Here is a 25,843-nt window from a genome sequence, read left to right as displayed (position 1 = left end):
AAAAAAGCCCCCATTGACTTTATGTCGATGGGGGCTGCTAATATGTACTGTTTTACTTGTTATCGTTACAGTTTACCCTGTATGTCATGTTCGGGCACTGCCTGATAGTTCTCTTTCATTTTCTGCAGTTTCTCCTTACCATATGCCAGTCGGGTGATGACTACATACAGCACCGGTACAATGAAGATGGCCAGGAAGGTAGCGGTAAACATACCACCCAGTACCGTCCAACCCATGGTTTTACGGGCTTCGGCGCCGGCGCCGGAAGATAATACCAGCGGCATGATACCGAGCAGGAACGCCAGCGATGTCATGATGATCGGACGCAGACGCAGCTTGGCGGCTTCCACGGCGGCAGTCACAAGGTCCATGCCTCTGTCCACACGCTCTTTGGCAAACTCTACGATCAGGATGGCGTTTTTGGCCGACAGACCGATGAGCGTGATCAAACCAATCTGCGCATATACGTTGTTGCTCAGTTTAGGCAGGAACGTGAGTACCGTGATCGCGCCAAATGCGCCGATAGGCACTGCCAGCAGTACAGAGAACGGTACTGACCAGCTTTCATACAGCGCTGCCAGGAACAGGAACACGAAGATGATGGATAACGCGAAGATATATACGGTTTTGGAGCCGGATAATATCTCCTCACGGCTCAAACCGGAGAACTCATACCCATATCCTTCCGGCAATACCTGCGCAGCCACTTCTTTCAGGGCATTGATAGCGTCGCCGCTACTGTAGCCGGGGGCCGGGTTACCGTTGATTTCCGCGGAGCGGAACAGGTTATAGTGGGAGATCACCGGCGCGTTCTCAATCACTTTGTAAGATGTGAGCGCGCTCAACGGCACCATGGTACCGGAACTGTTACGCACATAAAACTGGCCCAGGTTCTTAATATCTCCACGGTAAGAAGAGTCCGCCTGTGTTACCACGCGGAAGTTACGGCCATATACGGTGAAGTCGTTGATATAGGCACTACCCATATACGTCTGTAAAGCGGTGGCAATGTCAGAGATCTTCACGCCCATTTTCTTCGCTTTTTCACGATCGATGTCCAGCTGGTAACCAGGGGTACGGGCGGTGAAGAAAGAGAACGCACGTGCTATTTCCGGCCGTTTGTTGACAGCGGCAATGAACTGCTGCAACACACCTTCGAAAGCCTTGATATCACCGCTTCCGCGTTGTTGCAATACAAAGGAGAAACCGGCGGTCTGGCCCAGACCGGGGATGGCCGGCGGTGGAATCACCACCACATTGGCTTCTTTGTATTTGCTGAGTTTTTTCTGCACGGCAGCCACCATTCCGAAGATCTGGAGGGAATCCGGTTTACGCTCGCTCCAGGGTTTCAGGGAACAGAAGATAGTGGCACTGTTGGACTTGGTGGAGAAGTTCACCGCATTCAGGCCTCCGAGCGCCGCATAGTGATTGATGCCCGGCGTTTCATCGAGGTCTTTCATCATCTGGCTCATCACCGCCACGGTACGTTCTGTGGAAGATGATTCCGGCAGGTCGAAGGTGATGATCAGACGGCCTTCATCTTCTGTGGGGATAAAGCCGGACGGTTTGGCTTTGAACAACATCACCGTACCTACGAAGATGCAAAGCAGCAGGATAATGCCGAAACGGGCATAACGGATGCTCTTTTTCACACCTATGGAGTAACGGGAGGTAGTATGACCAAACCAGCGGTTGAATTTATAGAAGAACTTGTTAAGGCCTTTGGAATCTTTATCGAGATGCATGGGCTTCAGCAGCAGCATACACAACGCCGGCGTGAGTGACAACGCCACGAAAGCGGAGATCAGTACGGAGATGGCGATGGTGATAGCAAACTGCTGGTACAGGCGTCCTACGATGCCCGGGATAAATCCTACCGGCACAAATACTGCCGCCAGGATCAGCGCAATGGCAATCACCGGACCGGAGATCTCTTTCATAGCCTGTATGGTGGCGTCTTTCGGCGACATCTTCTCGTGGTCTATGTTATGCTGCACCGCTTCCACCACCACGATGGCGTCATCCACCACAATACCGATGGCCAGTACGAAACCGAACAACGTCAGAGTATTGATGGTAAAGCCCAGCGGGATGAAGAAGATAAATGTGGCGATGATAGACACCGGGATGGCCAGGATCGGGATGATGGTGGCCCTCCAGCTCTGCAGGAACAGGAATACCACGATCACCACCAGTATCAGCGCTTCTACCAGTGTATGCAACACTTCTTCGATGGACACTTTCACCACAGACACTGACTCGAACGGCACTACGTAATCCACATCATTAGGGAACTGTTTCTTCAGTTGCTCCATGGCTTCGGTCACATTAGCGGCCGTTTCCAGCGCATTGCTGCCCGGGGCCTGGTATACCAGGAGGTAGGCGGCACGTTTGCCATCCACAAAGTTGTTACCGGAGTAGTTGAACTTGCCCAGCTGAATGCGGGCCACATCTTTCAGATATACCAGGGAACCATCGTTCGGGCGGGTTTTGACAATGATATTGCCAAATTCCTCCGGTGTAGTCAGACGTCCTTTGGTGAAGATATTGTATTCAAAAGTCTGACCTGTCTGTTGCGGTGGCGCACCTACGGAGCCTGCAGTGATCTGCGCGTTCTGTTCCGCCAGCGCCGCGCGGATGTCTTCGGCGGTAACACCCATCTGTGCCAGCTTGTCGGGCTTCAGCCAGATACGCATACTGAAGTCGTCAGCACGGGTGAAGATATCGCCCACCCCTTTCGCACGCAGCAACGCATCTTTTACGTACACGTTGGTGTAGTTGTCGAGGAAGGTGATATCGTGTGTGCCTTTGGGTGAGTACAAGGCCACCAGCATCAGGATGCTGGGATTACGCTTTCTAACGGTGAGGCCTAAACGCTGTACTTCCTGTGGCAGGGTGGGCTGTGCAATGCCTACACGGTTTTGCACGTCCAGTGCGGCAATATTGATATCGGTACCGACTTCAAAGTTGACCGTCATGCTCATCTGACCGCTACTGGTATTGTTGGTGGAGATGTAGGTCATACCGGGCGTACCGTTTACCTGCACTTCCACGGGCGTGGCCACGGTTTGTTCCACCGTTTGCGCGTCCGCGCCGGTATAGTTACCGGTCACCTGCACGGTAGGGGGCGAGATCTCAGGATACTGCCCTATGGGCAGGTTCATCATCGCCAGTATCCCTACCAGCACCAGTACAATAGAGATCACTATTGCGGTCACCGGCCTTTTTATAAAAGTATCTGCAATCATGAGTTTCTGCTGTTGATTCTACTAATAAACTATTTCTTCTGCGGTGCGCCCTGTGCGGGTGGCATTCCTATCATTATGCGGCCACTGTCACGCAGACGCTGGAAGCCTTCTGTGATCACTTTGTCGCCGGCCTGGATACCGTCCATGATCACGATCTTATCGGCGATCTTAGGTCCGAGGTGTACCTTTTTCTGTACGGCGATGGTATCTTTTGCCACGAACACAAAGTATTCACCCATTTGTTCGGTAACAGCTTTGTAAGGTAGCAGCAGGCGATGACCGGATTGTTCGTTGAGCACCTGCAATACGCAGCTCATCCCGTCTTTCAGCTGGTTCTCCGGGTTGGTGAATTCAATCCTTACTTTCACGGTAGCGGTCTGGTTGTCCACCCCACGGTCGATAGCCAGTATACGGCCGCCATGCTGGTACATGTTGCCGTCAGGCAGTTGCAGGCGGAAAGTGGAATCGCCGGCGCCGATGCTTTTGCCCTGCATGGCAGCGAAGCGGGGAAGGTCTGTTTCGTTGATCACGAAATCCACCGCGATAGGATTCTCGCTGGAGATGGTATTCAGCAGCGTGGTGCCAGGACTAACCTGTGCGCCCAGCCTCACCTGGGAAATACCGATACGGCCGGTGAACGGCGCTTTCACGAGGGAATAGTCCAGGTCCGTGCGTACTGCCGCCAGATTGGCTTCTGCGGCCGCAAGCGCGCTGCGCGTGGTTTCCAGTGTAGCTTCTGCATTATCCAGTATCTGACGGGCTACCGCATCCTGCTCAGCGAGGCGTTTGTAGCGTTCGTCATCTTTTTTGGCCCTGTTATAGTTGGCCTTCGCGCTGGCGATATTGGCTTCTGCCTGAAGATAGGCAGCCTGGTATTTGCGGCGGTCTATTTCATATAAAGGTTTTCCCTGCTGCACAACTTCTCCGTCCTTAAAGAAAATACCGGTGATAAAACCGGCTACCTGGGAACGCAGTTCTACATTGTTGAGTGCGGTGACGGTAGCGGGGAATTTATCATAATAAACGGCCGGCGCTTCGGATGCCTCCGTAATATTAACCGATGTAGGGGGCATGGCTGGCGCTCCTTTCTGGGCTGGCCCTTTACAGGCGGCGAAGCCCAACAGGCCGGTAGCGCTGATTAAGACAAAGTGGTTCATTTTTTTCATATCCGATCCGGTTACCATTTAATAATTAGCAGTTAAGGTTCCTAATGCTTTTTGCAGGTCTATCTTGCTGGACAGCACCTGGTACATAGCGTTGTAATAACTCAGCTGCGCGGTGCGCAGGTCTGTTTCTGAAATCAGCACGTCCAGGTATGTCTTGATGCCTTCCTTGTATTGCAGTTGCAGCATGTTATAGACATCCTGTGCCATCGCCACGTTATCTTTCAGCGTGTTGAAGTCGTTCAGGTTACTTTTATATGCGGCCATCGCCTGTGCATACTGTGTGCTGATCTGGTTCTTCAGGGTCGCGAAATCCCAGTCAACGCGCTGCAGCTGCAGCTCGGCCATTTTGATATTATGTATCCGCTTGCCGCCCTGGAAAATAGGAAGCGACAGTTTCAGTCCCAGCAGGGAGTTGGGATAATCAGTATTATACAATTTGCTGAAGGTCTGGTTCTGCCAGACGAAATTATAATTCACAAAGGCAGACACAGAAGGCAGGAAGCTCCACTTATTGTATTGCAGGTTGGCTTTCTGCAGGCTCTGTTGTGTTTGCAGCTGTTGATATTCTATCCTGTTCTCATAGTTGGCGGTAAGCGCGGTATCGGCGCCTGTCACCAGCTGCACCATCTGAGCGGTATCATATACCAATGGCACGTTACCGGCGCTTTCCGGATAGCCCATCAGCTGTTTCAGGTAGACTTGTTTGGCCGTGAGCAGTTCGCGGGCGGACTTCTGTTGGGCGCGCGCATTGTTCAGCGAGATGGTAGCGCGTTTAAAGTCGATCTTATCCACTGTGCCGCTCTCGTACTGGTTACGGGCGTCTTTCAGGCTGCGTTCCAGCCGGATGATATCTTCATCCAGTACCTGGATCTGCTGGCTGGTCAGCAGGATGTCATAATACGCTTTGCTCACATCGGCCACCACGTCAATCTGAGTACGGACGGTGTTCTGTTTGCTTTGTTTTCGTACAGCCTTGGCCGTATTGGAGGCCAGCAACAGGTCGCGGGTAAAAATGTTTTGGTTAAGCCCAAATCCGGCGGTAGACGTATTGGCTACGCCCACTTTAGTGGCATTACCACCAAAGATAGAGGTGGGCAATTCCATGTAATGCTGGAGGTTATAGTCCAGGTTGATCTGAGGGTACCAGTCGGCCAGCTTGCTTTTGACGGTCCGGTCGGTGATGGCTTCATCGATCTGTGATTGTTTCAGCACAGGCTGATGGCCCAGTGCATACCGGATACAATCCTGCAGCGTGGCGCTGGTTAAAAGGGAGTCAGCAGGTTGCTGCGCATACAGCGGTGGGGATAACATTATCCCACAGGCAGCTGCCAAAAAGTAAAATGCTCTTTTCATAAAAGGCTTTTGACATTCAGTTCTTCATTGTACCAATCGTGAGCATGAGGCGTCGGCAGGCAGACCTGCACAGGCTGTTCATGCTCCATTAATGCTAAAGATTTCCTCTGCACATAGTCAAACATAACAGTAATGACCACGACATGCTGCAATCGCAGGAAAACAGGTAGGCTCGATAAAATTGCTGGTTATTCTGGTTATACCGTGGTATTGTCCACCGGCAGGTTTGACCTTTTGAACAACATCCAATAACAGCGAAGTAGGTTGGGTAACAGACCGTCTGTTACTTAGGTAAAATTAAAATTGAGGCGCTAAGATAACCTTCTCCAAACAAAAATCCACCCATTGGGTGGATTTTAACAATTACTTGAAATTCTTTCCCGGTCATCCTTTATTACGACCGCTGAAAATATGTTTCTCCGCATGATAGGAAGATCTTACTAACGGGCCGGCCTCTACGTAGTCGAGTCCCATGTTGTAACCTATCTCACGTAACTCGGCAAATTCATCCGGATGAACGAAGCGGACTACCGGCAGATGTTTGGGGGTAGGCTGCAGGTACTGGCCCAGTGTTACTACGTCACAACCGTTATCGTAGAGGTCCTGCATGGCCTGTACCACTTCTTCCTTGGTTTCGCCCAGTCCGAGCATGATACCGCTCTTGGTGCGCATACCACCTTCTTTCAGGCGGCGGATCACTTCGAGGCTGCGGTGGTATTTGGCTTGTATTCTTACCTGTTTGGTGAGACGTTCCACTGTTTCCAGGTTATGGGAAACAATTTCAGGCGCCACGTCGATGATGCGCTGCAGGTTTTCCCACTGGCCACGGAAGTCCGGGATGAGGGTTTCCATGGTGGTTTCAGGGTTCAGCGCCCTTACTGCGTTGATGGTATTGGCCCAGATGATGGAACCGCCATCTTTCAGCTCGTCCCTGTCTACGGAGGTGATCACCGCATGTTTTACTTTCATGAGATAGATGGCCTCGGCTACACGCTGCGGCTCATCGAAGTCCACGGCTTCCGGACGGCCGGTGGCCACAGCACAGAAGCCGCAGCTACGGGTACAGATATTGCCCAGGATCATGAAAGTGGCTGTGCCGGCTCCCCAGCATTCGCCCATATTGGGACAGTTGCCGCTTTCGCAGATAGTATGTAATTTATGGGTATCTACCAGGTTTCTTACCTGCTTGTAGTTCTCGCCTATCGGTAACTTAACGCGCAGCCAGTCTGGCTTCTTCACTCTGGTGGTGGCTGGTTCTGCTGCTATAACGGGTAGTTCTTGCATCGTTAACTCCTTTCTTTAAAAAAACAAAGTTAACACTTATCTCCTATTCCAGCGCTTACCAAATTGCAAGCTGACATATGCATTAAAAAACAACTGTTTATCTTTCTGTTCTGCCATAATCTGTATCTTTTTTGAATACATTTCGGCATTTACTCCTACCTCCAGGGCGCTCACGATCTCATTAAAGTGGGCCCAGTCGAAACGGAGGCCGGCCCGGGCATGCAGGCCAGGCACAAAGTCCAGGTCGCCCCATCCCTTGCCGAATCCGGCAGCACCAATGATCTTATCTTCTTTCAGGAAGTTGTTATTAGGGTCATTGACGTCATATTTGACTTCTTTTTCAGGCCCTTCCTGGCTTTTCACCCGCAGATAGTACGGTTTGAGCAGCCCGAAGGTGATGCCGCCATAATAGATAGCGTCTACCTCTACCCCGTTTTTATTGGCTTTGCCCCCGATCAGGTAACGCTGACCGATACCCAGCTTGGCCTGGTAGAAGTTATTCACTTTACCATATATGAAAGGCCGCTCTGTAAAGGAGAAGCCGCTGCCGCCATTGCCCTGGCGCTTGGTTTCCTTGGGGTCTTTTTTCTCGGCGAACTCAAACTGGAAATAATTCACCACCTTCCTGCTTTTGCGGTAGCCCATTTCCACAAAGCCGGACCAGCCATCGGTGTTCAGACGGGCGCCTGCGGAAAAGTCACGCTGGAACACGTTCTCCCCCTCTTCCTGTTCCCGGAAGATAGAAATCCGTTTCAATTTACGCTGTTCTTTTTCACTTTTCTTCGGGGAGGACACAGATTCCCGGCCTGTTGTCTGTGCGTACAACCCGCCGCTGATGGTTGCTAAAAATAGGATGATGTATAATTTCTTCACAGTGAATGGGCTATTATTGTAATAAATAAACGCTTGAACAAAGGTATTGTTATATTAATATTACAAACGTACCTAATTTTTTTTGAGTTTGCCAGGCCATCTTCTCCGGTCTTCCTGATCTACTAAAAATACATTTATTTTACGGGCGATATCCAACAGCAATAACATCTTCTAAAAATAAAAAATTATGGCAACAGCTGAAATTATCTATAACGGCGATCTGAGGACCAGCGCTACGCACCTGAAGTCCGGCACTGTGATTGAAACCGACGCCCCAGTTGACAACCAGGGCAAAGGCGAGCGCTTCTCCCCTACCGACCTGGTAGCCACCGCGCTGGGCAACTGCATGCTCACCATCATGGGCATCAAAGCAAGAGACAACAACTGGAATATTGAAGGCACCAAAGTTACCATCACCAAGATCATGGGCACAGAACCACGCCGTATCACCGGTATCACCGTGGTTTTCGACATGCCGGCCGGCCATAACCTGGGCGAAAAAGAAAGGACCATCCTGGAAAGGGCCGCCCACACCTGCCCGGTAGCCTACAGCCTTCATCCAGACATTAAACAGGACGTTACGTTTAACTGGTAGTAAATAAACAGACCGATAAAAACCGGCCTTTCCTTAACCGGCGGCCCACTCAACGAACAGCCTGGATCACAATGTAGCCCAGGGCTACATTGTGATTCAGGTTTTTTATTCCACGGGTTTCTTTTTTTTATTCCTTAGTCCTTTCAGCTTTTCGGAATTTTCCTTTGGTCTTTGCTGTCAGCGTCTTTGCGGGAATTCCTTTTGCGATATGATCCGCGTTCCCACCGCACATTCCAGGCATCTCTTCTGTTCACAATAGTACTGCTTCAGTTCCAGCATGGCCTGTGTTCCCGAGGCCTGTCCGGGTGCCACGCCCAACTGCTCCCATTCGCGGATGATATGATTGTCTTCTGGCGGCAGTTCCTGCAACAAGGTGAGTGCCAGCTCCTGGTAGTCGGGCTGTTGCCCGTACCGGCCGTACAGGTGCATCAATGGCAGCACGCTGTTGATCAGCACGGCGTGCAGTGCCTGCCGCCCCGGCTGGCGGGCACGTTTTACGGGGTGCTCAAAGCGGTAATGGGTAAGCCAGTACGGTGACGGGGGTACGAAAAACAGCTGTTCCAGCTGCCGCCGGGCGGCCACTTCCAGCATGGCGGTAAACAGGCGTCGGCTGCCTTGCAGCAACGCCGCCAATGCAGCGATGCGCATAGACGGAAACGATGAGGGCCGCATCCGCAGCCACCGCCAGCCATGGGCCGGCAACGGCTCCAGCCGGTGCTGCTGTCGCAGCTGCCGGTATTCCTGCTGTAACTGTAAAGGATATACGTCAGTAAAAGTATCTTCCAGCATACCGGCCTGCCCGAACAACAGCGCTTCGATGGCCGGCGGACGGTCGTGGTACTGCTGTAGTAACCGGTAGGGCAGCGACTGTGCCAGCGCCAGGAAAGCCGGAGCGTTGACCGGTGCGCCGTAGCTGCGGGCCACCGCCCAGTAGCAGGTCTCTTCCCAGTTGTGGCGGTTGACCGACAGCCAGTGCAGCAGCTCCCGCTGTCGCCTTTCCCAGCGTTCGGCCAGCAGCCGGTCCTGCCATGATGTCCACACCAGTGGCGGCACGCGGCCGGCATGGGCGCTGCAGGGCACAAAAGCGGCCGATTGCCGCAGCTCCTCGTAACGCTGCAACAACAGGTTGGAAATATAAGGCTGCAGCTCGAGGCACCGTATATGCCCGCCGATCCCCGCCGGCAGGTCATGCCTGTACACCACATGCAGGATGATATGACCGTATTGCGCATCGCCGGCATGGCCATGACGGTACCAGTCAGACGAGCGCAGATGCAGCTCCACCGGTCCTGCCCACAAAACAGGGCCGATTTTTATCCGGGCGCCCGTGAAATCAGGGCCGCTATGATGATTATGCGTGCCGGGATGAATGACCTGTACAGCCTCGCCGGTGGTGGTCACCAGGCCTTCATGCCGGTACAGGCGGCACTTCCAGATATGCTGGAACAGCGCTTCCGTGAGCGGGGGGTTAACGTGCATAAGATATGGTTGGTCAGTAAAACAATGTCTTTAAAGATAATAAAACACCGGCGCCCGGAAAATATTTTTGTGCATCAAATTTGGAAAATTGATAAAACTGCTGTTACCTTTGCACCCAGTTCTTAACATCACTTATCCAGAAAGGCGGAGGGACTTGGCCCTGCGATGCCTTAGCAACCATTCCAGACCAGCATTGGTCGGGAAAAAGGTGCTAATTCCTGCCCCGGTGTACCGGGGAAAGATAAGTTGGCAGAGATAAATCTTCACCAGATATATAATTGATTCATAGCTCTTCCAACACCCGGAAGGGCTTTTTTTATGCCTTCTCCCCACCCACTTCCTGGAAATAAGGTTGTTAAAATAGATTTTTAATGATAAAGTTGCACGAAACTGCGTGACCTTCGTGACATCATTAAAATTTTATTAACATGAAAACAGCTACACAACTGATTCACAGCATTCCGGTAGACGAACTGACAGGCGCCATTTCAGTGCCCATCTATCAGACGTCCACCTTTGTGCAGGAATCACCGGGCATCAATAAGGGTTTTGAATTTTCGCGGGCCAACAATCCCACGCGTAAAGTGTTGGAAGAGCTCATCTGTAGCCTGGAAGAAGGATATGCCGGCTTCGCCTTCGCCAGCGGCATGTCTGCCATCGACGCCGTGCTCAAACTGCTGAAATCCGGCGACGAGATCATGGCCGTGGAAGATACCTATGGTGGCATCTTCCAGATCTTCAACCACATGTTCGAACGTTTTGGCATCAAAGTAAACTTTGTGGACACCAGCAACCTGGACAAGGTATTGGCCGCCATCACGCCCAACACCCGTATCATCTGGCTGGAATCCCCCACCAATCCTACTTTGCGCGTGTCTGACATTAAATCCGTCAGCAAGATCGCCAAACAACATAATATCCTGCTGGCAGTAGACAATACCTTCAGCACCCCGCTGCTGCAACAGCCACTGACACTCGGTGCGGACATCGTTATCCACAGCGCCTCCAAATACCTGGCCGGCCACTGTGACGTCATAGCCGGACTGGTAGTGGTGAATTCAAAAGCACTGGCCGATCAGATACGGTACAACCAGAACATCTCCGGCAGCATCCTGAGCCCGTTTGAAGCATGGCTCACCATCCGCGGCATTGAAACGCTCTACCTCCGGTTCGAGAAACAATGCAGCAACGCCAGCGCCATCGCCAACTGGCTCGCCACACACCCGGCGGTGGACAAAGTGTTCTATCCCGGACTGGCCACCCATAAAAATCATCATATTGCCCGCAAACAGCAGAAGAACTACGGCGCCCTCGTCAGCTTCTCGCTTAAAGCCGACAATATTAAAAATGCGATCCGCATCGTTAACGCCACCAAGCTGTTTAAACTGGCGGAAAGCTTCGGCGGCGTGAAAAGCATGCTGGCCCACCCGGCCACCATGACACACCGCACCATCCCGGAAGAATTCCGGAAAAAAACAGGCCTGCAGGACTCCTGTATCCGACTCTCCGTAGGGATCGAAGATGCAGAAGACCTCATCAACGACCTGAAACAAGCGCTGGATAAATTAAACCATCCGGCCGGCAAACAAATTACTGTTTTACAATAGCTGTCAGCCCGGGCCACCCGCCAGGAACACTGATAGCACCAACCAATTATGAACTAAAGTATGGAAAACAAGATCATCAATCTGGGTATTTTCGGTTTCGGCGTAGTAGGCCAGGGTCTGTACGAGGTATTGAACAGGACCAAAGGTATTAATGCACGTATCAAAAAAATCTGTATTAAAGACCCCAACAAATCAAGACCTATCGACAGTAGCTATTTTACAACGGATAAAAATGAAATCCTTGAAGATCCTACTATCGACGTAGTGGTGGAACTGATCAACGATACGGAAGCCGCTTTCGATATCGTCAGCACTGCCCTGCGCAACGGCAAAGCTGTTGTCAGCGCCAGCAAACGCATGATCGCGGAAAACCTGCCGGCATTGTACGAACTGCAATCCGCCAACAAAGTGCCTTTCCTTTATGAAGCTTCCAGCTGCGCCTCTATTCCCATCATCCGCAACCTGGAAGAATACTACGATAACGACCTGCTCAACGCAGTGGAAGGTATCTGTAACGGCTCTACGAATTATATCCTCACCAAAATATTTGAGGAAAACCTCAGCTTTGAAACGGCCCTTCAACAGGCGCAGGACCTGGGCTTCGCCGAAACAGACCCCACCCTCGATATCGAAGGCTACGATCCGAAATTCAAACTCGTGATCCTGCTGCTCCACGCATTCGGTACCTTCGTGAAACCCGAAGAAGTGTACAACTTCGGTATTCACCACCTCAACGATTTCGATATCCAGTTTGCCAAACAACGCAACTGTACCGTTAAACTGATAGCGCAATGCCGCCGCCAGAACGGAAGCGTGTTCGCCTACGTATTGCCCCACCTCGTAAAAGAGCATAACCTGCTGTACGACGTGTACAACGAATACAACGGCATCCTCCTCGAGAGTGCCTTCACCGATAAACAGTTCTTCGTAGGCAAAGGAGCCGGCGGTACCGCCACCGGCAGCGCTGTCCTCTCAGACATCTCAGCCCTGCTTTACAATTACCGTTATGAATACAAAAAAATCAAACAAAACAACCAGCCCAATTTCACCAACGATGTGAAACTGAAAGTGTACCTGCGCTACAAAACACCCGATCAGGTAGACCTGGCCGAGTTCTTCAATATCTCTGAAAAATATGAATCCCCAGAGTGGAGATACGTAGTAGGCACTATCAACCTGCAGAAACTGAAAGAAGCAGGCTGGCTGAAAAAGAAAGACGTTAACCTGTTGGTCCTCGAATAAAACATTGGTGCCGAAGGCACAACCAACCACATATACAGGCCGGTCCGCTTGGACCGGCCTAATTTATTTTGGCGCCACGCGTCCCAGGGCTGAAGCCCTGGGCTACGTTTTGTTCTTCAATTTCTTTCTGATGAAAGAAGCCTTTCTCTCAGGTGTGAACTACATATATGCTAATCTGTTGTTCAATTGTCTTCTGATGAAAGAACTCCTTTCTCTGGTGTGAACTACATATATGCTAATCTGTTGTTCAATTGTCTTCTGATGAAAGAACTCCTTTCTCTGGTGTGAACTAGGTTTGGATTATAAAATGTTACTCAATCCTCTTCCAATTAAGGACCTGAAACTAATCGTCACCCAGGGCTTCAGCCCTGGGAAGCCAGCTCTTCCGCCACTTTGCTCACAGGCAGTCCCATTACATTATAAAAACAGCCATGGATACTATCGATGCCTACGGCTCCGATCCATTCCTGGATAGCGTATGCGCCGGCTTTGTCGTATGGCTTGAAGTTATCCACGTAGTAGGTTACCTGTTCTGTGGTGAGCGGCTTAAAATGTACGGTAGTTGTTTGGGAGAAAGCTTTTTCAGTGCCGTTGCGGCGGATTACTACGCCGGTGATAACCCGGTGTTCGCGGCCGCTGAGGGCTGTCAGGATACGGATGGCGTCATCGCGGTCTTTGGGCTTGCCGATGATGGTATCGTCCAGCACCACGACGGTATCTGCTGCTATGATGATTTCTTCCGGTTTGCACAGCGTCATGACGGCAGCGGCTTTTTGTTGTGCGATATGCACGGGAATCTGTTCAATTTCCAGTCCTGGAGGATATGTTTCTGCTGTTTCCACTACTCTCACTTCGAAAGGAATGCCCGCCTGTTCCAACAATTGTTTTCTGCGGGGCGACTGGGAGGCCAGCACTACGGGAGCACCTTTGTACATTTTGATATTTTGATATTGGGTTGTGCTATAGATAGCATTTAAAAAATACCATTGATAAGATCCCGGTCAGCATGACCCATTTTACGACGGAGCTGACACGATGATAATGTTCCGGCAGGTGTGCTTTTTTGAGCAACGTATAGGCATATACGCAGGGCACCTGTACCAGCAGCACCAGGTAGGCGATAGCGACATACCAGCCCAGCAGCCACACCCTTACCTCAACGGCTATGATGGTCACCTGCAGGGCCAGCAACAGCATATTGCACAGCCTTTTGGCCGGCAACACGCCCCAGAGGATGGGAATGGTACGGCAACCGTCTTTGCTGTCACCGATCATGTCTTCCAGGTCTTTCACGATTTCGCGCACCATGGAGATGATGAAGGCGAACAGGGCATATACGCCGATGATCTGTATCAGTTTACGGCCGGTGGGCGACAGGATCGCTTCAAAGCTTTCGTAGATCTGTTTTTCGTAGAAGCCCACCACTGATACCGACAGGGCGGTCAACAGGGAGATGATCACGTTACCGATCAATACCTGCCGTTTGAAGGAGGTGGAATAAAACCAAAGCAACAGGGAGCAGATCACCTGGGTGAAGCCCAGGTAAATCTGGCCCGTTTTCCAGGCCACGATAAAACCGAGCGACACGCCGGCCATATTAAATATGGTATGCCAGGCCATGGCCCAGCGGCGGCTGATGATTTTGTCCAGCACCATTTTGTCCGGTTTATTGACAATATCGATGTTGATATCAAAATAATCGTTGATAATATAACCCGCAGCCGCAATGAGTACTGTCGAGAAACTGAGCAACACGAACTGTGCCACCGAGAGAGAGGGCTCTTCGCCGCTGCTGTGCAATACCGGTGCTACCACGCAATACTGCAACAGGAACTGGGTAAGGGCAATATAAATGAGGTTGGGATATCTCACCAGCTTAAAAAACGCAGCCCAGAGCTTCATAGTGTACTGTTTATTATTTCGATGCAATGCCTTCGTCCATCAGCCAGTGATTGTTGAGCTTCAGAACTTTTTCTATTACTTCCCGCACACAGCCTTGTCCGCCTGCTACCGGGGATATATACCGGGAGATGCTTTTGATCTCGCTGGCCGCGTCAGCAGGACAGGTAGGCAGGGCTACCAGTTGCATCACCTGATAGTCAGGGATGTCGTCGCCCATATACAGGATCTCTTCCCAGGTGAGGTCATGTTCAAACACATAATCCTGGAGTTTCTCTTTTTTATCGATTATACCGGTATAGATATCAGTAATACCCAGGCCTTGCAGCCTGCTGACCACACTCTCCGATTTTCCGCCGGAGATGATGACCACCCGGTACCCCTTTTTTACAGCCAGTTGTAAGGCGTAACCGTCTCTGATATTCATTTTGCGTGACATTTCCCCGCCGGGCAATAACTGCAGTGTGCCATCCGTCAGTACCCCGTCCACATCCAGCACGAAAGTGGTGATAGGCTTGAATAAAGCTAGTACGTTCATCCAACAAATGTAATTACGAATTACCAATTAAGAATTACGAATTTAGGAAGCGTTGAAAATATATTTCATTATTTTATTATAGAACCGGGGCTGTATAGCAGCCAAAATTCGTAATTCGTAATTCGTAATTCGTAATTCGTAATTCGTAATTCGTAATTATTTATGATGTAACTGGTAGATAGCTTCACTCATCACATCGTATACCCGTTTCAGGTGTTCATTGCCGGCCAGCAGGGTACGGTGCAGCGCCATGGTGGTCTCGTCGTTACGGAGCGCCGGACCGGTTTGCACCGTTTCGGGGGCATGTTTCTCCAGCCGGTCGAATGTCTCCTTAATAATAGGTTGCAGCAGGGTGAAGTCCAGCTGTTCCCGGTCACAATAGGCCTTCGCTTCAGCAAAGAGATGGTTGGTGAAGTTATTGCACAGTACTGCGGTGAAGTGGTATTTCAGGCGCTGTTCCGAGTCGGCGATGGTGATACGGGAAGCGATGCTGCCGGCAATGGCCTGCAGGCGTTTCAGCACATCATCATTGCCCGCTTCCAGCATAATGGGTATAGGCGGATAGTTTTTGAGCTCTTTACGGATGGACTGCAGCGGGTACAGCACGCCGGTATTGACCGATATCCGGGAGATAGCGCTCAGGGGCACGGCGCCCGCAGTATGGGCCACGATCCGCTTGCCCAGGCGCAGCTGGCCATTCAGCTCCGGGATGGCCGCATCACTGACCGCCAGCAGATAAACGTCTGCCTCCATATTAATATCCGTCAGGTCAGTGGTAAAAGTGGAGTTCAGCATCTCCGACAGCTCCCTGGCATGTTCGGGGTTACGGCCTACCACCTGCTTGACCTGGTGGCCATGCAGTTTTAACAACTGTCCGAAACAATGGGCCACATTTCCGGTACCAATGATTACAATATCCATAAACTAAAAATACGAATCCAATTACGATTTACGCATGACGGATTACGAATTAAGATGTTCTTTAATGGTTTATTATTAATTATTCGTTTAAACAAATTAATATTATTTATTATATAGAAAAATTTAAATAACCAGATTACTAATACCATCATGGGGATAGCACCCCTTCATTGATAATTCATGGTCCGGAATTCATCATCGATAGGGGGTAATTCGTACTTTTACCAAGGGGCCTTATTTTTTAATTTGACGGTACTTTTATATAATTGCAAACCCTATTAGTATTTATTTTACGATTTTTTACGTATTTAGCAGCACATTAAAGAAGCATACATGGCAAAAAATTTAGTTATAGTAGAGTCCCCGGCAAAGGCCAAGACCATTGAAAAAATTCTGGGCAAGGACTTTGAAGTCAAATCCTGCTTCGGGCACATCCGTGACCTGGAGAAGGACGACATGGGGATAGACATCGAAAATAACTTCAAGCCTAAATATGTAATACCGGAAGATAAAGAAAAGGTGGTAAAAGACCTCAAGAAGCTGGCAAAGGAAACCGATGAGGTTTGGCTGGCAACGGATGAGGACCGTGAAGGGGAAGCCATTTCATGGCATTTGTGCGAGGTACTGGGCCTCGATCCGAAAGAAACCAAACGTATCGTATTCCACGAAATTACCAAACCGGCCATCGAAAACGCCGTACAGCACCCGCGAAAGCTGGACATGGACCGCGTAAACGCGCAGCAGGCCCGCCGTATCCTGGACAGGATCGTGGGTTTTGAGCTTTCTCCCGTGTTATGGCGTAAAATGAGCATGCGTAACTCCCTTTCTGCCGGTCGTGTGCAGTCTGTAGCGGTACGCCTTATCGTGGAAAGAGAACGTGAAATCAACGGTTTTACCGCCGTTAGCACCTTTAAGGTAGAGGCATGGTTCACCGGCAAAGACATCAACGGTAAAAACATCTCCTTTAAGGCCGAAGGCCCTAATAAATTTAAAACAGCGGAAGATGCGGAGAAATTCCTCAAAGAATGCGTGGCTGCTGTCTATTCCGTTAAAGATATACAGGTAAAACCCGGCAAAAAATCACCTGCCGCTCCTTTCACCACTTCCACCCTGCAACAGGAAGCCAGCCGCAAACTGGGGTACAGCGTGTCTAAAACCATGCTGCTGGCCCAGAAGCTGTATGAAAGCGGTTTTATCACCTACATGCGTACTGACTCCGTGAACCTCTCCGATACAGCGGTAGCGGAAATTGAAAAAGCGATCAAAACCAGCTTTGGTGACCGCTATCACCAGTTCCGCAAATTCAAAAACAAAAACGAATCCGCCCAGGAAGCGCACGAAGCGATCCGCCCCACCTACATGGAAAACCCCACCGTAGACGACAGCGATACCCGCAAACTGTACGAACTGATCTGGAAACGGACCATCGCCAGCCAGATGGCTGACGCTGAACTGGAAAAAACCATCGCTAAAATCAATATCTCCACCAACAAGGAAGAACTGACCGCCAGCGGTGAAGTATTGAAATTTGACGGCTTCCTGAAAGTATACATGGAAAGCCACGATGATGAAGATATCAACGAAGACGAAGCACAGGAAGGATCACTGCCGCCACTGGCCGTGAAACAAACGCTGGACCTCAGAGAAATGAAGGCCACCGAAAGATTCTCCCGCCCTGCGCCCCGCTATACGGAGGCCAGCCTCGTAAAAAAACTGGAAGAACTGGGCATCGGCCGCCCGTCTACCTACGCCCCTACCATTACCACCATCCAGAAAAGAGGATATGTGGAAAAAAGGGACAAAGAAGGCATTAAAAGAGAATTCCGCATTCTGGTGCTCAAAGCTGACAAAATCAGCCAGCAGACAGAAAGCGAAAACACCGGCGCCGAAAAATCCAAACTGTTCCCGACAGACCTCGGCATGATCGTGACCGATTTCCTCAACCAGTACTTCAATTCCGTGATGGACTACGGTTTCACCGCTAAAATTGAAGAAGAGTTCGACGAAATCGCCAACGGCAAAAAGGTATGGAACAAAATGCTGAAAGAGTTTTACAGCCCTTTCCATAAAGATGTGGAAAACACGCTGGAAAACGCTGAACGCGTAAAAGGAGAACGCCAGCTGGGCGTAGAAGAATCTACCGGCAAGCCCATTGTGGCCCGCATGGGACGCTATGGCCCGATGATCCAGATCGGTAAGGTGGAAGACGAGGAAAAACCCCGCTTCGCCAAACTGAAAGCCACCCAAAGCATCGAAACCATTTCCCTGGAAGAAGCCATGGAACTGTTCCGGCTGCCCCGTAACCTGGGACAGTTTGAAGATTCAGACGTGATCATCAACATTGGCCGCTTCGGTCCGTATGCACAGCACGACAAGAAGTTCTACTCCCTCAAAAAGGAAATGGACCCGTACACCGTGGAACTGGACGAGGTAGCTCCCCTCATCGTGGAAAAGAGAGCTGCCAAAGACGAACGGACCATCAAAATATTTGAGAAGGAAAAAATCCAGATACTGAAAGGTCCTTATGGCCCCTATATCAAACAGGGCCTGAAGAACTACAAGATACCGAAAGAGAAAATTGACACCGCTGCGGACCTGACCGTGGAAGAAGCCAAAGCTATCATCGAAGATGCCAAAGCCAATCCGCCCAAGAAAAAAGCGCCACCGCGGAAGAAGAAAGCTGAATAACCCGTAACCCGGGCATATTACCATTGCGTATGCACGAAAACAAGGAAATAAATGCATTGTTCCACCTGTTGGATGATCCGGACCAGGAAGTATTCGACACCGTTGCCAGCAAAATTCTGCTGTACGGCAAGGATATCATTCCCAACCTGGAGAATTTATGGGAGAATACCGTGGACGAGTCCATACAGGAAAGGATAGAACTGCTGATCCACCGGGTACATTACCAGGACCTGCAGGCGGCCTTGCGTGCATGGAGCTTGTCGGAACTGCAGGACCTGATGCAGGGCGCCATCTTGGTGGCCCGCTACCAGTTCCCCGACCTGGCGCCTTCACAGGTGCTCAACGAAATAGAACGCATCAAACGCAATATCTGGCTGGAGCTGAATAACTACCTGACACCGCTGGAGAAGATCAATGTGCTCAACAGCATGATCTATAATTACTTCGGACTCAAAGGGGAAGAAGTGTCCTATCAGCGGAAAAACCAGTTTTTCATCAACCAGGTGATAGAATCCAAAAAAGGCAATCCTCTTACCAACGGCATTATCTATCAAAGCCTGTGTGCTATGCTGGACCTGCCGGTATATGCGGTCAATATCCCCCGGCAGTTCATACTGGCGTATTTTGATACGTTCATCGATTTTGATGAACCCGTAGAACCGGACGACCAGCGCATCCTGTTCTTCATCGATCCCATTCAGGGCCAGATCTATACCCAACAGGACGTAGATACTTATCTGAAAAGGGTTTCCGTGCCATCCGTGCCATCTTATTTCAAACCGCAGTCCAACAAACGCATCATCCAGTTCCTGCTGGAAGAGCTGGCGAAATGTTTCCGGGACGATAAAGATGCCTACCGTCAGGATGAATTAAGCAACCTGGCCTCTCTGCTTGAAGAATAAAAACGTACGATTATAATCAAATAAAAAAGCCGATCGCATGCGATCGGCTTTTTTATTCTTGCAAGAATTGATATTATTAGCAATAATATTCGCTTACTTAGCAGGAGTTGCAGCAGCAGCAGAATCAGCAGCTGGAGCTTTAGCAGCAGAGTCAGCAGCTGGAGCTACAGCAGCAGCAGCAGAATCAGTTACAGCAGGAGCTACAGGAGCAGCGTTCATTGTGTCTACAGTAGTAGCAGTAGAGTCAGCAGCAGGAGTGCTACCACCGTTACAAGCTACGAAGAACATACCAGCTGCGATTGCAAATACAAATACTTTTTTCATTTTCAGTTTGTTTTATTTTTTTAAAACCGCGGCAAAGGTATAGAATAATTTCAGAATACAAAATCAATTCATTTCCTTTTTTTACGGCTATTTTTTCCGGAAAAAGATCTTCACCGGCACACCGCTAAAATTGAAGTTGGTACGGAGCTGGTTTTCCAGATAGTTCCTGTACGGCGTCTTCACATCATCGGGCAGGTTGCAGAAGAAAGCAAACGCAGGTGTGTGCGTAGGCAGTTGCGTTACGTATTTAATACGGATGGGTACTCCTCTTACTACCGGTGGATGGTACGCTTCAATTGCTTTCAGCATCACCTCGTTGAGACGGGAGGTCTGTACTCTGCGCAGGCGGTTCTCATATACTTCCAGCGCTGTTTCGATCGCTTTGAAGATACGCTGCTTTTCCACCACGGAAGTGAAGATGATGGGCACATCGGAGAATGGCGCCAGGCGGTTTTTCAGTTCCTTTTCGTAGTCACGTGCTGTGTTGGTGCTTTTTTCCACCAGGTCCCACTTGTTGACCAGCACCACTACCCCTTTACCTTTACGGGCAGCGAGGCTGAAGATGCTGAGGTCCTGTGCGGTGATGCCTTTTTCAGCATCCAGCAGCAGCATTACCACGTCTGCCTCATCTACCGCTTTGATGGCGCGGATCACGGAGTAGAACTCCAGATCTTCATTCACCTTCTGTTTGCGGCGGATACCGGCCGTATCGATCAGGATAAAGTCTTTCTGGTACATATTGTACCGGGTATGAATGGTATCGCGGGTAGTACCGGCGATATCGGAAACGATGTTACGGTCTGCCCCTACCAGTGCATTGAGCAGGGATGATTTGCCCACGTTCGGCTGGCCGATGATGGCTATTTTCGGCACATCAGCTTCCAGGTTCGGGTCATCCATATCATCAGTGATATGGGACACCACGTCGTCCAGCAGTTCACCGGTGCCGCTGCCGCTCATGGAAGAGAGGAAGTAAGTTCTTTCGAAGCCGAGGCTGTAGAACTCGTTGGCTTCCAGCTGGCGCTGGGCGTTATCTACTTTATTGACCACCAGGTATACCGGTTTGGAAGTACGGCGCAACAGGTTGGCCATGTCCGTATCGAGGTCGGTGATACCCGTCGTTACGTCCGTCATGAAGATGAGCACGTTAGCCTCATCCATGGCCACTTTCGCCTGTTTGCGGATTTCCCGCTCAAAAACGTCATCGCTATTGGTCACAAACCCACCGGTATCGATCACGTTGAAGGATTTGCCGTTCCAGTCTGCGATACCATATTGACGATCGCGGGTAACACCGCTCTGATCGTCCACGATAGCGCGGCGCTGTTCCAGCAAACGGTTGAACAACGTTGATTTGCCCACGTTGGGGCGGCCCACTATAGCTACTGTAAATCCAGCCATTGTATTATTATGATTACTACTTTTTAAAATTACTGACTAGTACCCATATTCTTTAAGGTACAGGTCATTGTCCCTCCATTTGCCACGTACTTTCACATGCAGTTCGAGGAACACCTTGCGTTCGATGAATTTCTCGATGTCCTGCCTGGCCAGTGTTCCCAGCTCACGGATGGATTTGCCTTTCTCGCCGAGGATGATGCCTTTCTGTGTTTCGCGGGTAACGATGATCTCTGCTGCTATTTTTGTCAGTGTTTCTTTTTCCTGGTATTGTGTAACGATCACCGTGGTATGATAAGGGATTTCTTCTTCAAACAGCTGGAAGATTTTCTCCCGGATCATTTCTGCCACGAGGAAGCGTGTAGACTTGTCCGTTAGGGTGTCGTCCGGATAGAACGCGTTGCCTTCGGGCAGCAGCGCTACGATTTCCTGCATCAGTTCCTTGATACCTTTTTTCTGTCTGGCGGAGATAGGTACCACTACTTTTGCTTTGCCCCATGCTTTCGCTTTCTCCATCAGCGTGTCCATATCCTCTTTGGAGAGGTTGTCCATTTTGTTGAGGATGAGGATGGCCGGTACTTTGAGGCGCAGGGAATCGAACAGTTCGAGGTTCTCTTCCAGCGAGTCTTTCGCGTCCATGATCAGCAGGGCAACGTCTGCATCCTCCAGTGCGGATTTTACCGCACCCATCATTTTCTCGTGCAGTTTGTATTTTGGGTCGATGATACCTGGTGTGTCCGAGAATACGATCTGGTAACCGGGTTCGGTGATGACACCGGTGATACGGTGCCTGGTGGTTTGCACTTTGGGCGATATAATAGCGAGCTTTTCGCCGATGATGGCGTTGAGCAAGGTACTTTTCCCCGCATTGGGCTTACCGAATATGTTTACAAAACCTGCTTTGTGCATGACTATCTAATAAAGGCTGTGCTGCTTTTTCTCTACTCAAACTTACGGAAATAAAAAAAGCCGAATTTCTTCGGCTCTTTCTGGTCTCTTTACCAGCGCTGATGCGCTCTTTTGTAGCGAGGAGCGGATTCGAACCACTGACCTTCGGGTTATGAGCCCGACGAGCTACCTCTGCTCTACCTCGCAATGAGGGTGCAAAGATAGTATTAATTTCATTCGCACCAAAACTTTTTTCAAAGAAAATGAAAAAGCCAACCATAACCGGTTGGCTTTCATATTGGAATGCATGTCTTTTTTAGAAGGGCAGATCATCGGCGGGTTGTTCTTCCACCAGTTCCTGTTCCGGAACGGCCGGGACCTCTACAGGAGCGGGACGGCGTCTGTCGTCATCCTTACGGCTGAGCAGTTGCAGGTGGTACACCCGGAGCCTTAAGGCCGCGGCAGGCTGATCGGTGCGGGAAATATACCCTTCCACCCTGGGGCCGCCTTCCACGTACACCAGCGTTCCCTGGTGCAGGTGCGCCGCCATGGTTTCCCGTCCCCACAGGGAGCAGTCCACCCAGGTGGTCCGTTCTTCCAGTACCCCGTCACGGTTCCGGAAACGCTCGTTAACGGCCACCGGAAAATTGAGCACCACGTTGCCGTTCACTTCTTTCCTGACAACATCCCGGCCCAGATAGCCGATAAACTGAAGTTTCATCATCTCATAAAGATTTAATGGTTAAAAATTAAATACAAGATGATTGAGAGAAGTGTAACAGGAAATTAAGCAATTTTTTGTTTCACACAGGAGAAGAGAGCAAAGTATTTTTCCTTCACGCAAAAGCCCGGCAGAAAAGCAAAACCGCAAAAGATGTTTTTTTGTGCTACCTTTGTGGCTTCGCAAGGAGATCAACCGTTCCGCCGCGATTTATGGGGTGCCTTACTTTTCAGGCTGAGATCACACCCACAGAACCTGGACCAGGTAATGCTGGTTAGGAATTTAAAAAAACGAAAACAGACATACTAGAAATGAAACAGCTGATGTTGCTGGTGCTGCTGTCTATGGCAGGCACTTTACATGCACAATCCCTGGTTACTGGTACCGTTACCAGCAAAACCAATGGTAAGCCACTGGAAGGCGTTACCATATCTGTGAATCAAACCGGCGCCTTAACAGACCGGCAGGGGCACTTCTCTGTCCATCTCCCTAAAAAAGGAAGTTATACACTGCAAGCCAGCTATATCGGCTACAAATCATACACCACAACAATACAATCCGCCAATAATACACAGGTGGCAGACATCGTCCTCGAAGAAACCGGTCTGCTGGTGAAACCGGTAGAGATCAGCAGTCTCCGTGCCGGTAAAAACGCGCCGTTCGTCAACAGCACGCTCACCGCCGCCGATATCAAAAAAGGCAACCTCGGCCAGGACCTGCCACAGCTGCTGGACCAGCAGCCCGGCGTAGTCACCAATTCAGACGCAGGCACCGGTATCGGCTATACGGGCATGCGCGTACGCGGCTCCGATATCACCCGCATCAATGTGACCGTCAACGGTATTCCCATCAACGACGCAGAATCGCAAGGCACCTTCTTCGTGAACATGCCCGACTTCGCCTCTTCTGTCAGCAGCATCGAACTGCAACGCGGCGTAGGCACGTCCACCAACGGCGCCGCCGCCTTCGGCGCCACGCTCAACCTCAGCACCAACGAATACCGCGAGAAAGCCTATGGCGAAATCAGCAGCAGCTACGGTTCGTTCAACAGCTGGAAAAACACCGTCAAAGCCGGTTCCGGCCTCATCAACGACCACTTCACCATCGACGCGCGCCTCTCTAAAATCTCCTCCGACGGATATATAGACCGCGCCACCTCCGACCTGCGCTCGTTCTACACCTCTGCGGCCTACATTTCGCGGAAAACAGCTATCCGCCTCAACGTTTTTTCCGGTAAAGAAAAAACCTACCAGGCGTGGAACGGCGTGCCGGAAGCACTGCTCAAAACAAACCGTACCTACAACTCCGCCGGCACCGAAAAACCCGGCACACCCTATAACAACGAAACAGACAACTACCAACAGGACCACTACCAACTGTTCCTGAACCAGGAAATCAATTCCAGCCTTAATTTCAACGTAGCCCTCCATCTCACCCGCGGCCGTGGCTACTACGAAAACTACAAAGCCAATAAAGCCCTCGCGGATTACGGTCTGCCTCCGTACCAACACAACGGCGTTACTATAGATACCACCGACCTCGTGCAACAACTATGGCTCGACAACTACTTCTACGGCAGCGTATTCTCCGTCAACCGTACCGGCAACAAATTCAACTGGAGCCTGGGCGGCGGCTGGAACCGCTACACCGGCGACCACTACGGCAAAGTGATATGGGCCAAAGCCGGCATCGACAAAGACCATGAATACTACCGTTACCCCGCCGATAAAAACGATTTCAATATCTACTGGAAAGGAGAATATAAAATCACCGAAGCACTGCGCGCCTTCGCCGAACTGCAATACCGCAATATCGCGTACAACATGGACGGCTTCGAAGCTGCACCCACCTACATGCCGCACGTGAACTACAACTTCTTCAATCCCAAAGCCGGTATATCTTATTACCTCACACCGCTCAGCCGTGTGTTCGCTTCTATCGCCATCGCGCACAAAGAGCCTAACCGCGTGGACTTCGAATCCAACTACGGCGTAGCCCAGCCCAAACCGGAAATACTCCGCGACGTAGAAGCCGGTTACTCCTGGAGCAACAACATCGCTTCCCTGCAGGCCAACGTGTACTATATGAACTACAAAAACCAATTGGTACAAACCGGTATGCTCACCGATGTAGGCGCCTACGTCCGCACCAATATCCCTAAGAGTTATCGTGCAGGCGTGGAAGTGAGTGGCAACGTGAAACTAAACGAGATCTTCACTGTCGGCGCCAACGCCGCCTTCAGCCAGAACAAAGTGCTGGACTACAACGCCGTTGCCTACGACGACAACAGTGTTGCCCATACCCAAACCTACAATAAAACAGATATCTCCTTCTCCCCTTCTTTCGTAGGCGGCTATACGCTGACTGCCCGTCCGCTGAAAGGACTGACCGTAGACCTGATCGGCAAATACGTCAGCCGTCAGTATATGGACAATACTTCCAGCAAAACCGCCAGCCTGAACCCCTACTATGTGAACAACCTGCGCTTCAATTACGTAGTGCCGCAGCCGTTGTTCCGTGAGTTAGGTGTGCAGCTGTTGCTCAATAATATATTTGATGCGAAATATGAACCGAATGGTAGTACTTACAGCAGCTATGACCTGCAGCAGAACAAGGTGGTGTATAGCAATTATTATTATCCGATGGCAGGGTTTAATTTCTTTGTGGGGGTGAATGTAGGGTTTTAAGTAACAAATTTCTATCAAAACATAAGGCCA

General features: G+C 50.4%; 20 protein-coding genes, 1 tRNA gene and 1 riboswitch. Of the genes, 7 read left to right on the top strand and 14 right to left on the bottom strand.

Features of this window, described 5'->3' with window-relative positions:
* Nucleotides 1-65: 65 nt before the first annotated feature.
* The 5 genes from ACTJJS_RS01355 to ACTJJS_RS01335 form a co-directional block, all read right to left on the bottom strand.
* Nucleotides 66-3,248: an efflux RND transporter permease subunit gene (locus ACTJJS_RS01355; RefSeq protein ID WP_168869664.1), complete on the bottom strand. Its 3,183-nt coding sequence runs from the start codon at nt 3,246-3,248 to the stop codon at nt 66-68.
* 29 nt (nt 3,249-3,277) lie between these two features.
* Entirely contained in the window at nt 3,278-4,414 is a 1,137-nt protein-coding gene (locus ACTJJS_RS01350; protein WP_440662119.1) for an efflux RND transporter periplasmic adaptor subunit, read from the bottom strand.
* 18 nt (nt 4,415-4,432) lie between these two features.
* On the bottom strand, nt 4,433-5,767 hold the full coding sequence (locus ACTJJS_RS01345; protein ID WP_343745224.1) for a TolC family protein: 1,335 nt from the start codon (nt 5,765-5,767) through the stop codon (nt 4,433-4,435).
* A 384-nt stretch (nt 5,768-6,151) separates the two neighbouring features.
* Nucleotides 6,152-7,051: a lipoyl synthase gene (lipA, locus tag ACTJJS_RS01340; protein WP_168869667.1), complete on the bottom strand. Its 900-nt coding sequence runs from the start codon at nt 7,049-7,051 to the stop codon at nt 6,152-6,154.
* 36 nt (nt 7,052-7,087) lie between these two features.
* A complete protein-coding gene (locus ACTJJS_RS01335; protein ID WP_440662118.1) occupies nt 7,088-7,924 on the bottom strand; it encodes a hypothetical protein in 837 nt (278 codons plus the stop codon).
* A 187-nt stretch (nt 7,925-8,111) separates the two neighbouring features.
* Here ACTJJS_RS01335 and ACTJJS_RS01330 point away from each other — a divergent pair, with 187 nt between their 5' ends.
* Nucleotides 8,112-8,519, top strand: a complete 408-nt coding sequence (locus ACTJJS_RS01330; RefSeq protein ID WP_440662117.1) for an OsmC family protein — start codon at nt 8,112-8,114, stop codon at nt 8,517-8,519.
* A 177-nt stretch (nt 8,520-8,696) separates the two neighbouring features.
* Here the strand turns inward: ACTJJS_RS01330 and ACTJJS_RS01325 are convergent, their stop codons facing one another.
* Complete coding sequence (locus tag ACTJJS_RS01325; protein WP_440662116.1) at nt 8,697-9,998, bottom strand: DUF2851 family protein; 1,302 nt, start codon at nt 9,996-9,998, stop codon at nt 8,697-8,699.
* Between the two features lie 129 nt (nt 9,999-10,127).
* Nucleotides 10,128-10,246: riboswitch (SAM riboswitch) on the top strand.
* Nucleotides 10,247-10,426: 180 nt separating this feature from the next.
* On the opposite strand from ACTJJS_RS01325, the gene ACTJJS_RS01320 reads away from it, so the two are divergent.
* Nucleotides 10,427-11,605 carry a trans-sulfuration enzyme family protein gene (locus tag ACTJJS_RS01320; protein ID WP_168869671.1) on the top strand — a complete coding sequence of 393 codons (1,179 nt, stop codon included), beginning with the start codon at nt 10,427-10,429 and terminating at the stop codon, nt 11,603-11,605.
* A gap of 60 nt (nt 11,606-11,665) precedes the next feature.
* Nucleotides 11,666-12,847: a homoserine dehydrogenase gene (locus ACTJJS_RS01315; protein ID WP_168869672.1), complete on the top strand. Its 1,182-nt coding sequence runs from the start codon at nt 11,666-11,668 to the stop codon at nt 12,845-12,847.
* A gap of 362 nt (nt 12,848-13,209) precedes the next feature.
* On the opposite strand, the gene ACTJJS_RS01310 is transcribed toward ACTJJS_RS01315, so the two are convergent.
* From ACTJJS_RS01310 to ACTJJS_RS01295, 4 genes are all read right to left on the bottom strand, one after another.
* Nucleotides 13,210-13,782, bottom strand: coding sequence for a Maf family protein (locus tag ACTJJS_RS01310; RefSeq protein ID WP_440662115.1), 573 nt, complete (start codon nt 13,780-13,782; stop codon nt 13,210-13,212).
* A gap of 25 nt (nt 13,783-13,807) precedes the next feature.
* Nucleotides 13,808-14,749, bottom strand: a complete 942-nt coding sequence (locus ACTJJS_RS01305) for a geranylgeranylglycerol-phosphate geranylgeranyltransferase (RefSeq protein ID WP_440662114.1) — start codon at nt 14,747-14,749, stop codon at nt 13,808-13,810.
* 13 nt (nt 14,750-14,762) lie between these two features.
* Nucleotides 14,763-15,284 carry a KdsC family phosphatase gene (locus ACTJJS_RS01300; protein WP_440662113.1) on the bottom strand — a complete coding sequence of 174 codons (522 nt, stop codon included), beginning with the start codon at nt 15,282-15,284 and terminating at the stop codon, nt 14,763-14,765.
* A gap of 156 nt (nt 15,285-15,440) precedes the next feature.
* A complete protein-coding gene (locus ACTJJS_RS01295) occupies nt 15,441-16,205 on the bottom strand; it encodes a Rossmann-like and DUF2520 domain-containing protein (RefSeq protein WP_440662112.1) in 765 nt (254 codons plus the stop codon).
* Nucleotides 16,206-16,538: 333 nt separating this feature from the next.
* On the opposite strand from ACTJJS_RS01295, the gene topA reads away from it, so the two are divergent.
* From topA to ACTJJS_RS01280, 3 genes are read left to right on the top strand one after another with little or no spacing between them, the layout of a single operon-like run.
* Nucleotides 16,539-18,893: a type I DNA topoisomerase gene (topA, locus tag ACTJJS_RS01290; protein ID WP_343745227.1), complete on the top strand. Its 2,355-nt coding sequence runs from the start codon at nt 16,539-16,541 to the stop codon at nt 18,891-18,893.
* 29 nt (nt 18,894-18,922) lie between these two features.
* On the top strand, nt 18,923-19,795 hold the full coding sequence (locus tag ACTJJS_RS01285; protein WP_440662111.1) for a transglutaminase-like domain-containing protein: 873 nt from the start codon (nt 18,923-18,925) through the stop codon (nt 19,793-19,795).
* A gap of 37 nt (nt 19,796-19,832) precedes the next feature.
* A complete protein-coding gene (locus ACTJJS_RS01280; RefSeq protein WP_440662110.1) occupies nt 19,833-20,162 on the top strand; it encodes a hypothetical protein in 330 nt (109 codons plus the stop codon).
* Nucleotides 20,163-20,206: 44 nt separating this feature from the next.
* On the opposite strand, the gene der is transcribed toward ACTJJS_RS01280, so the two are convergent.
* The 4 genes from der to ACTJJS_RS01260 all read right to left on the bottom strand — a co-directional run bounded on the left by der (nt 20,207) and on the right by ACTJJS_RS01260 (nt 23,129).
* A complete protein-coding gene (gene der / locus ACTJJS_RS01275) occupies nt 20,207-21,520 on the bottom strand; it encodes a ribosome biogenesis GTPase Der (protein WP_440662109.1) in 1,314 nt (437 codons plus the stop codon).
* 36 nt (nt 21,521-21,556) lie between these two features.
* Nucleotides 21,557-22,426: a GTPase Era gene (gene era, locus ACTJJS_RS01270; protein WP_168869681.1), complete on the bottom strand. Its 870-nt coding sequence runs from the start codon at nt 22,424-22,426 to the stop codon at nt 21,557-21,559.
* A 114-nt stretch (nt 22,427-22,540) separates the two neighbouring features.
* Nucleotides 22,541-22,612: transfer RNA gene (locus tag ACTJJS_RS01265), tRNA-Met, on the bottom strand.
* A 109-nt stretch (nt 22,613-22,721) separates the two neighbouring features.
* Entirely contained in the window at nt 22,722-23,129 is a 408-nt protein-coding gene (locus tag ACTJJS_RS01260; RefSeq protein ID WP_168869682.1) for a single-stranded DNA-binding protein, read from the bottom strand.
* A 308-nt stretch (nt 23,130-23,437) separates the two neighbouring features.
* On the opposite strand from ACTJJS_RS01260, the gene ACTJJS_RS01255 reads away from it, so the two are divergent.
* The gene (locus ACTJJS_RS01255; protein ID WP_440662108.1) at nt 23,438-25,813 is read left to right on the top strand and encodes a TonB-dependent receptor; all 2,376 of its coding nucleotides are present in this window, start codon (nt 23,438-23,440) and stop codon (nt 25,811-25,813) included.
* Nucleotides 25,814-25,843: the final 30 nt, after the last annotated feature.

Origin of the sequence: Chitinophaga sp. 22308, assembly GCF_052045305.1 — a bacterium.
In the GTDB taxonomy this organism is placed as follows: Bacteria; Bacteroidota; Bacteroidia; order Chitinophagales; family Chitinophagaceae; genus Chitinophaga; species Chitinophaga varians_A.
The sequence above is the reverse complement of the archived record's forward strand: the minus strand, read 5'-3'. Positions and strand labels throughout refer to the sequence as shown.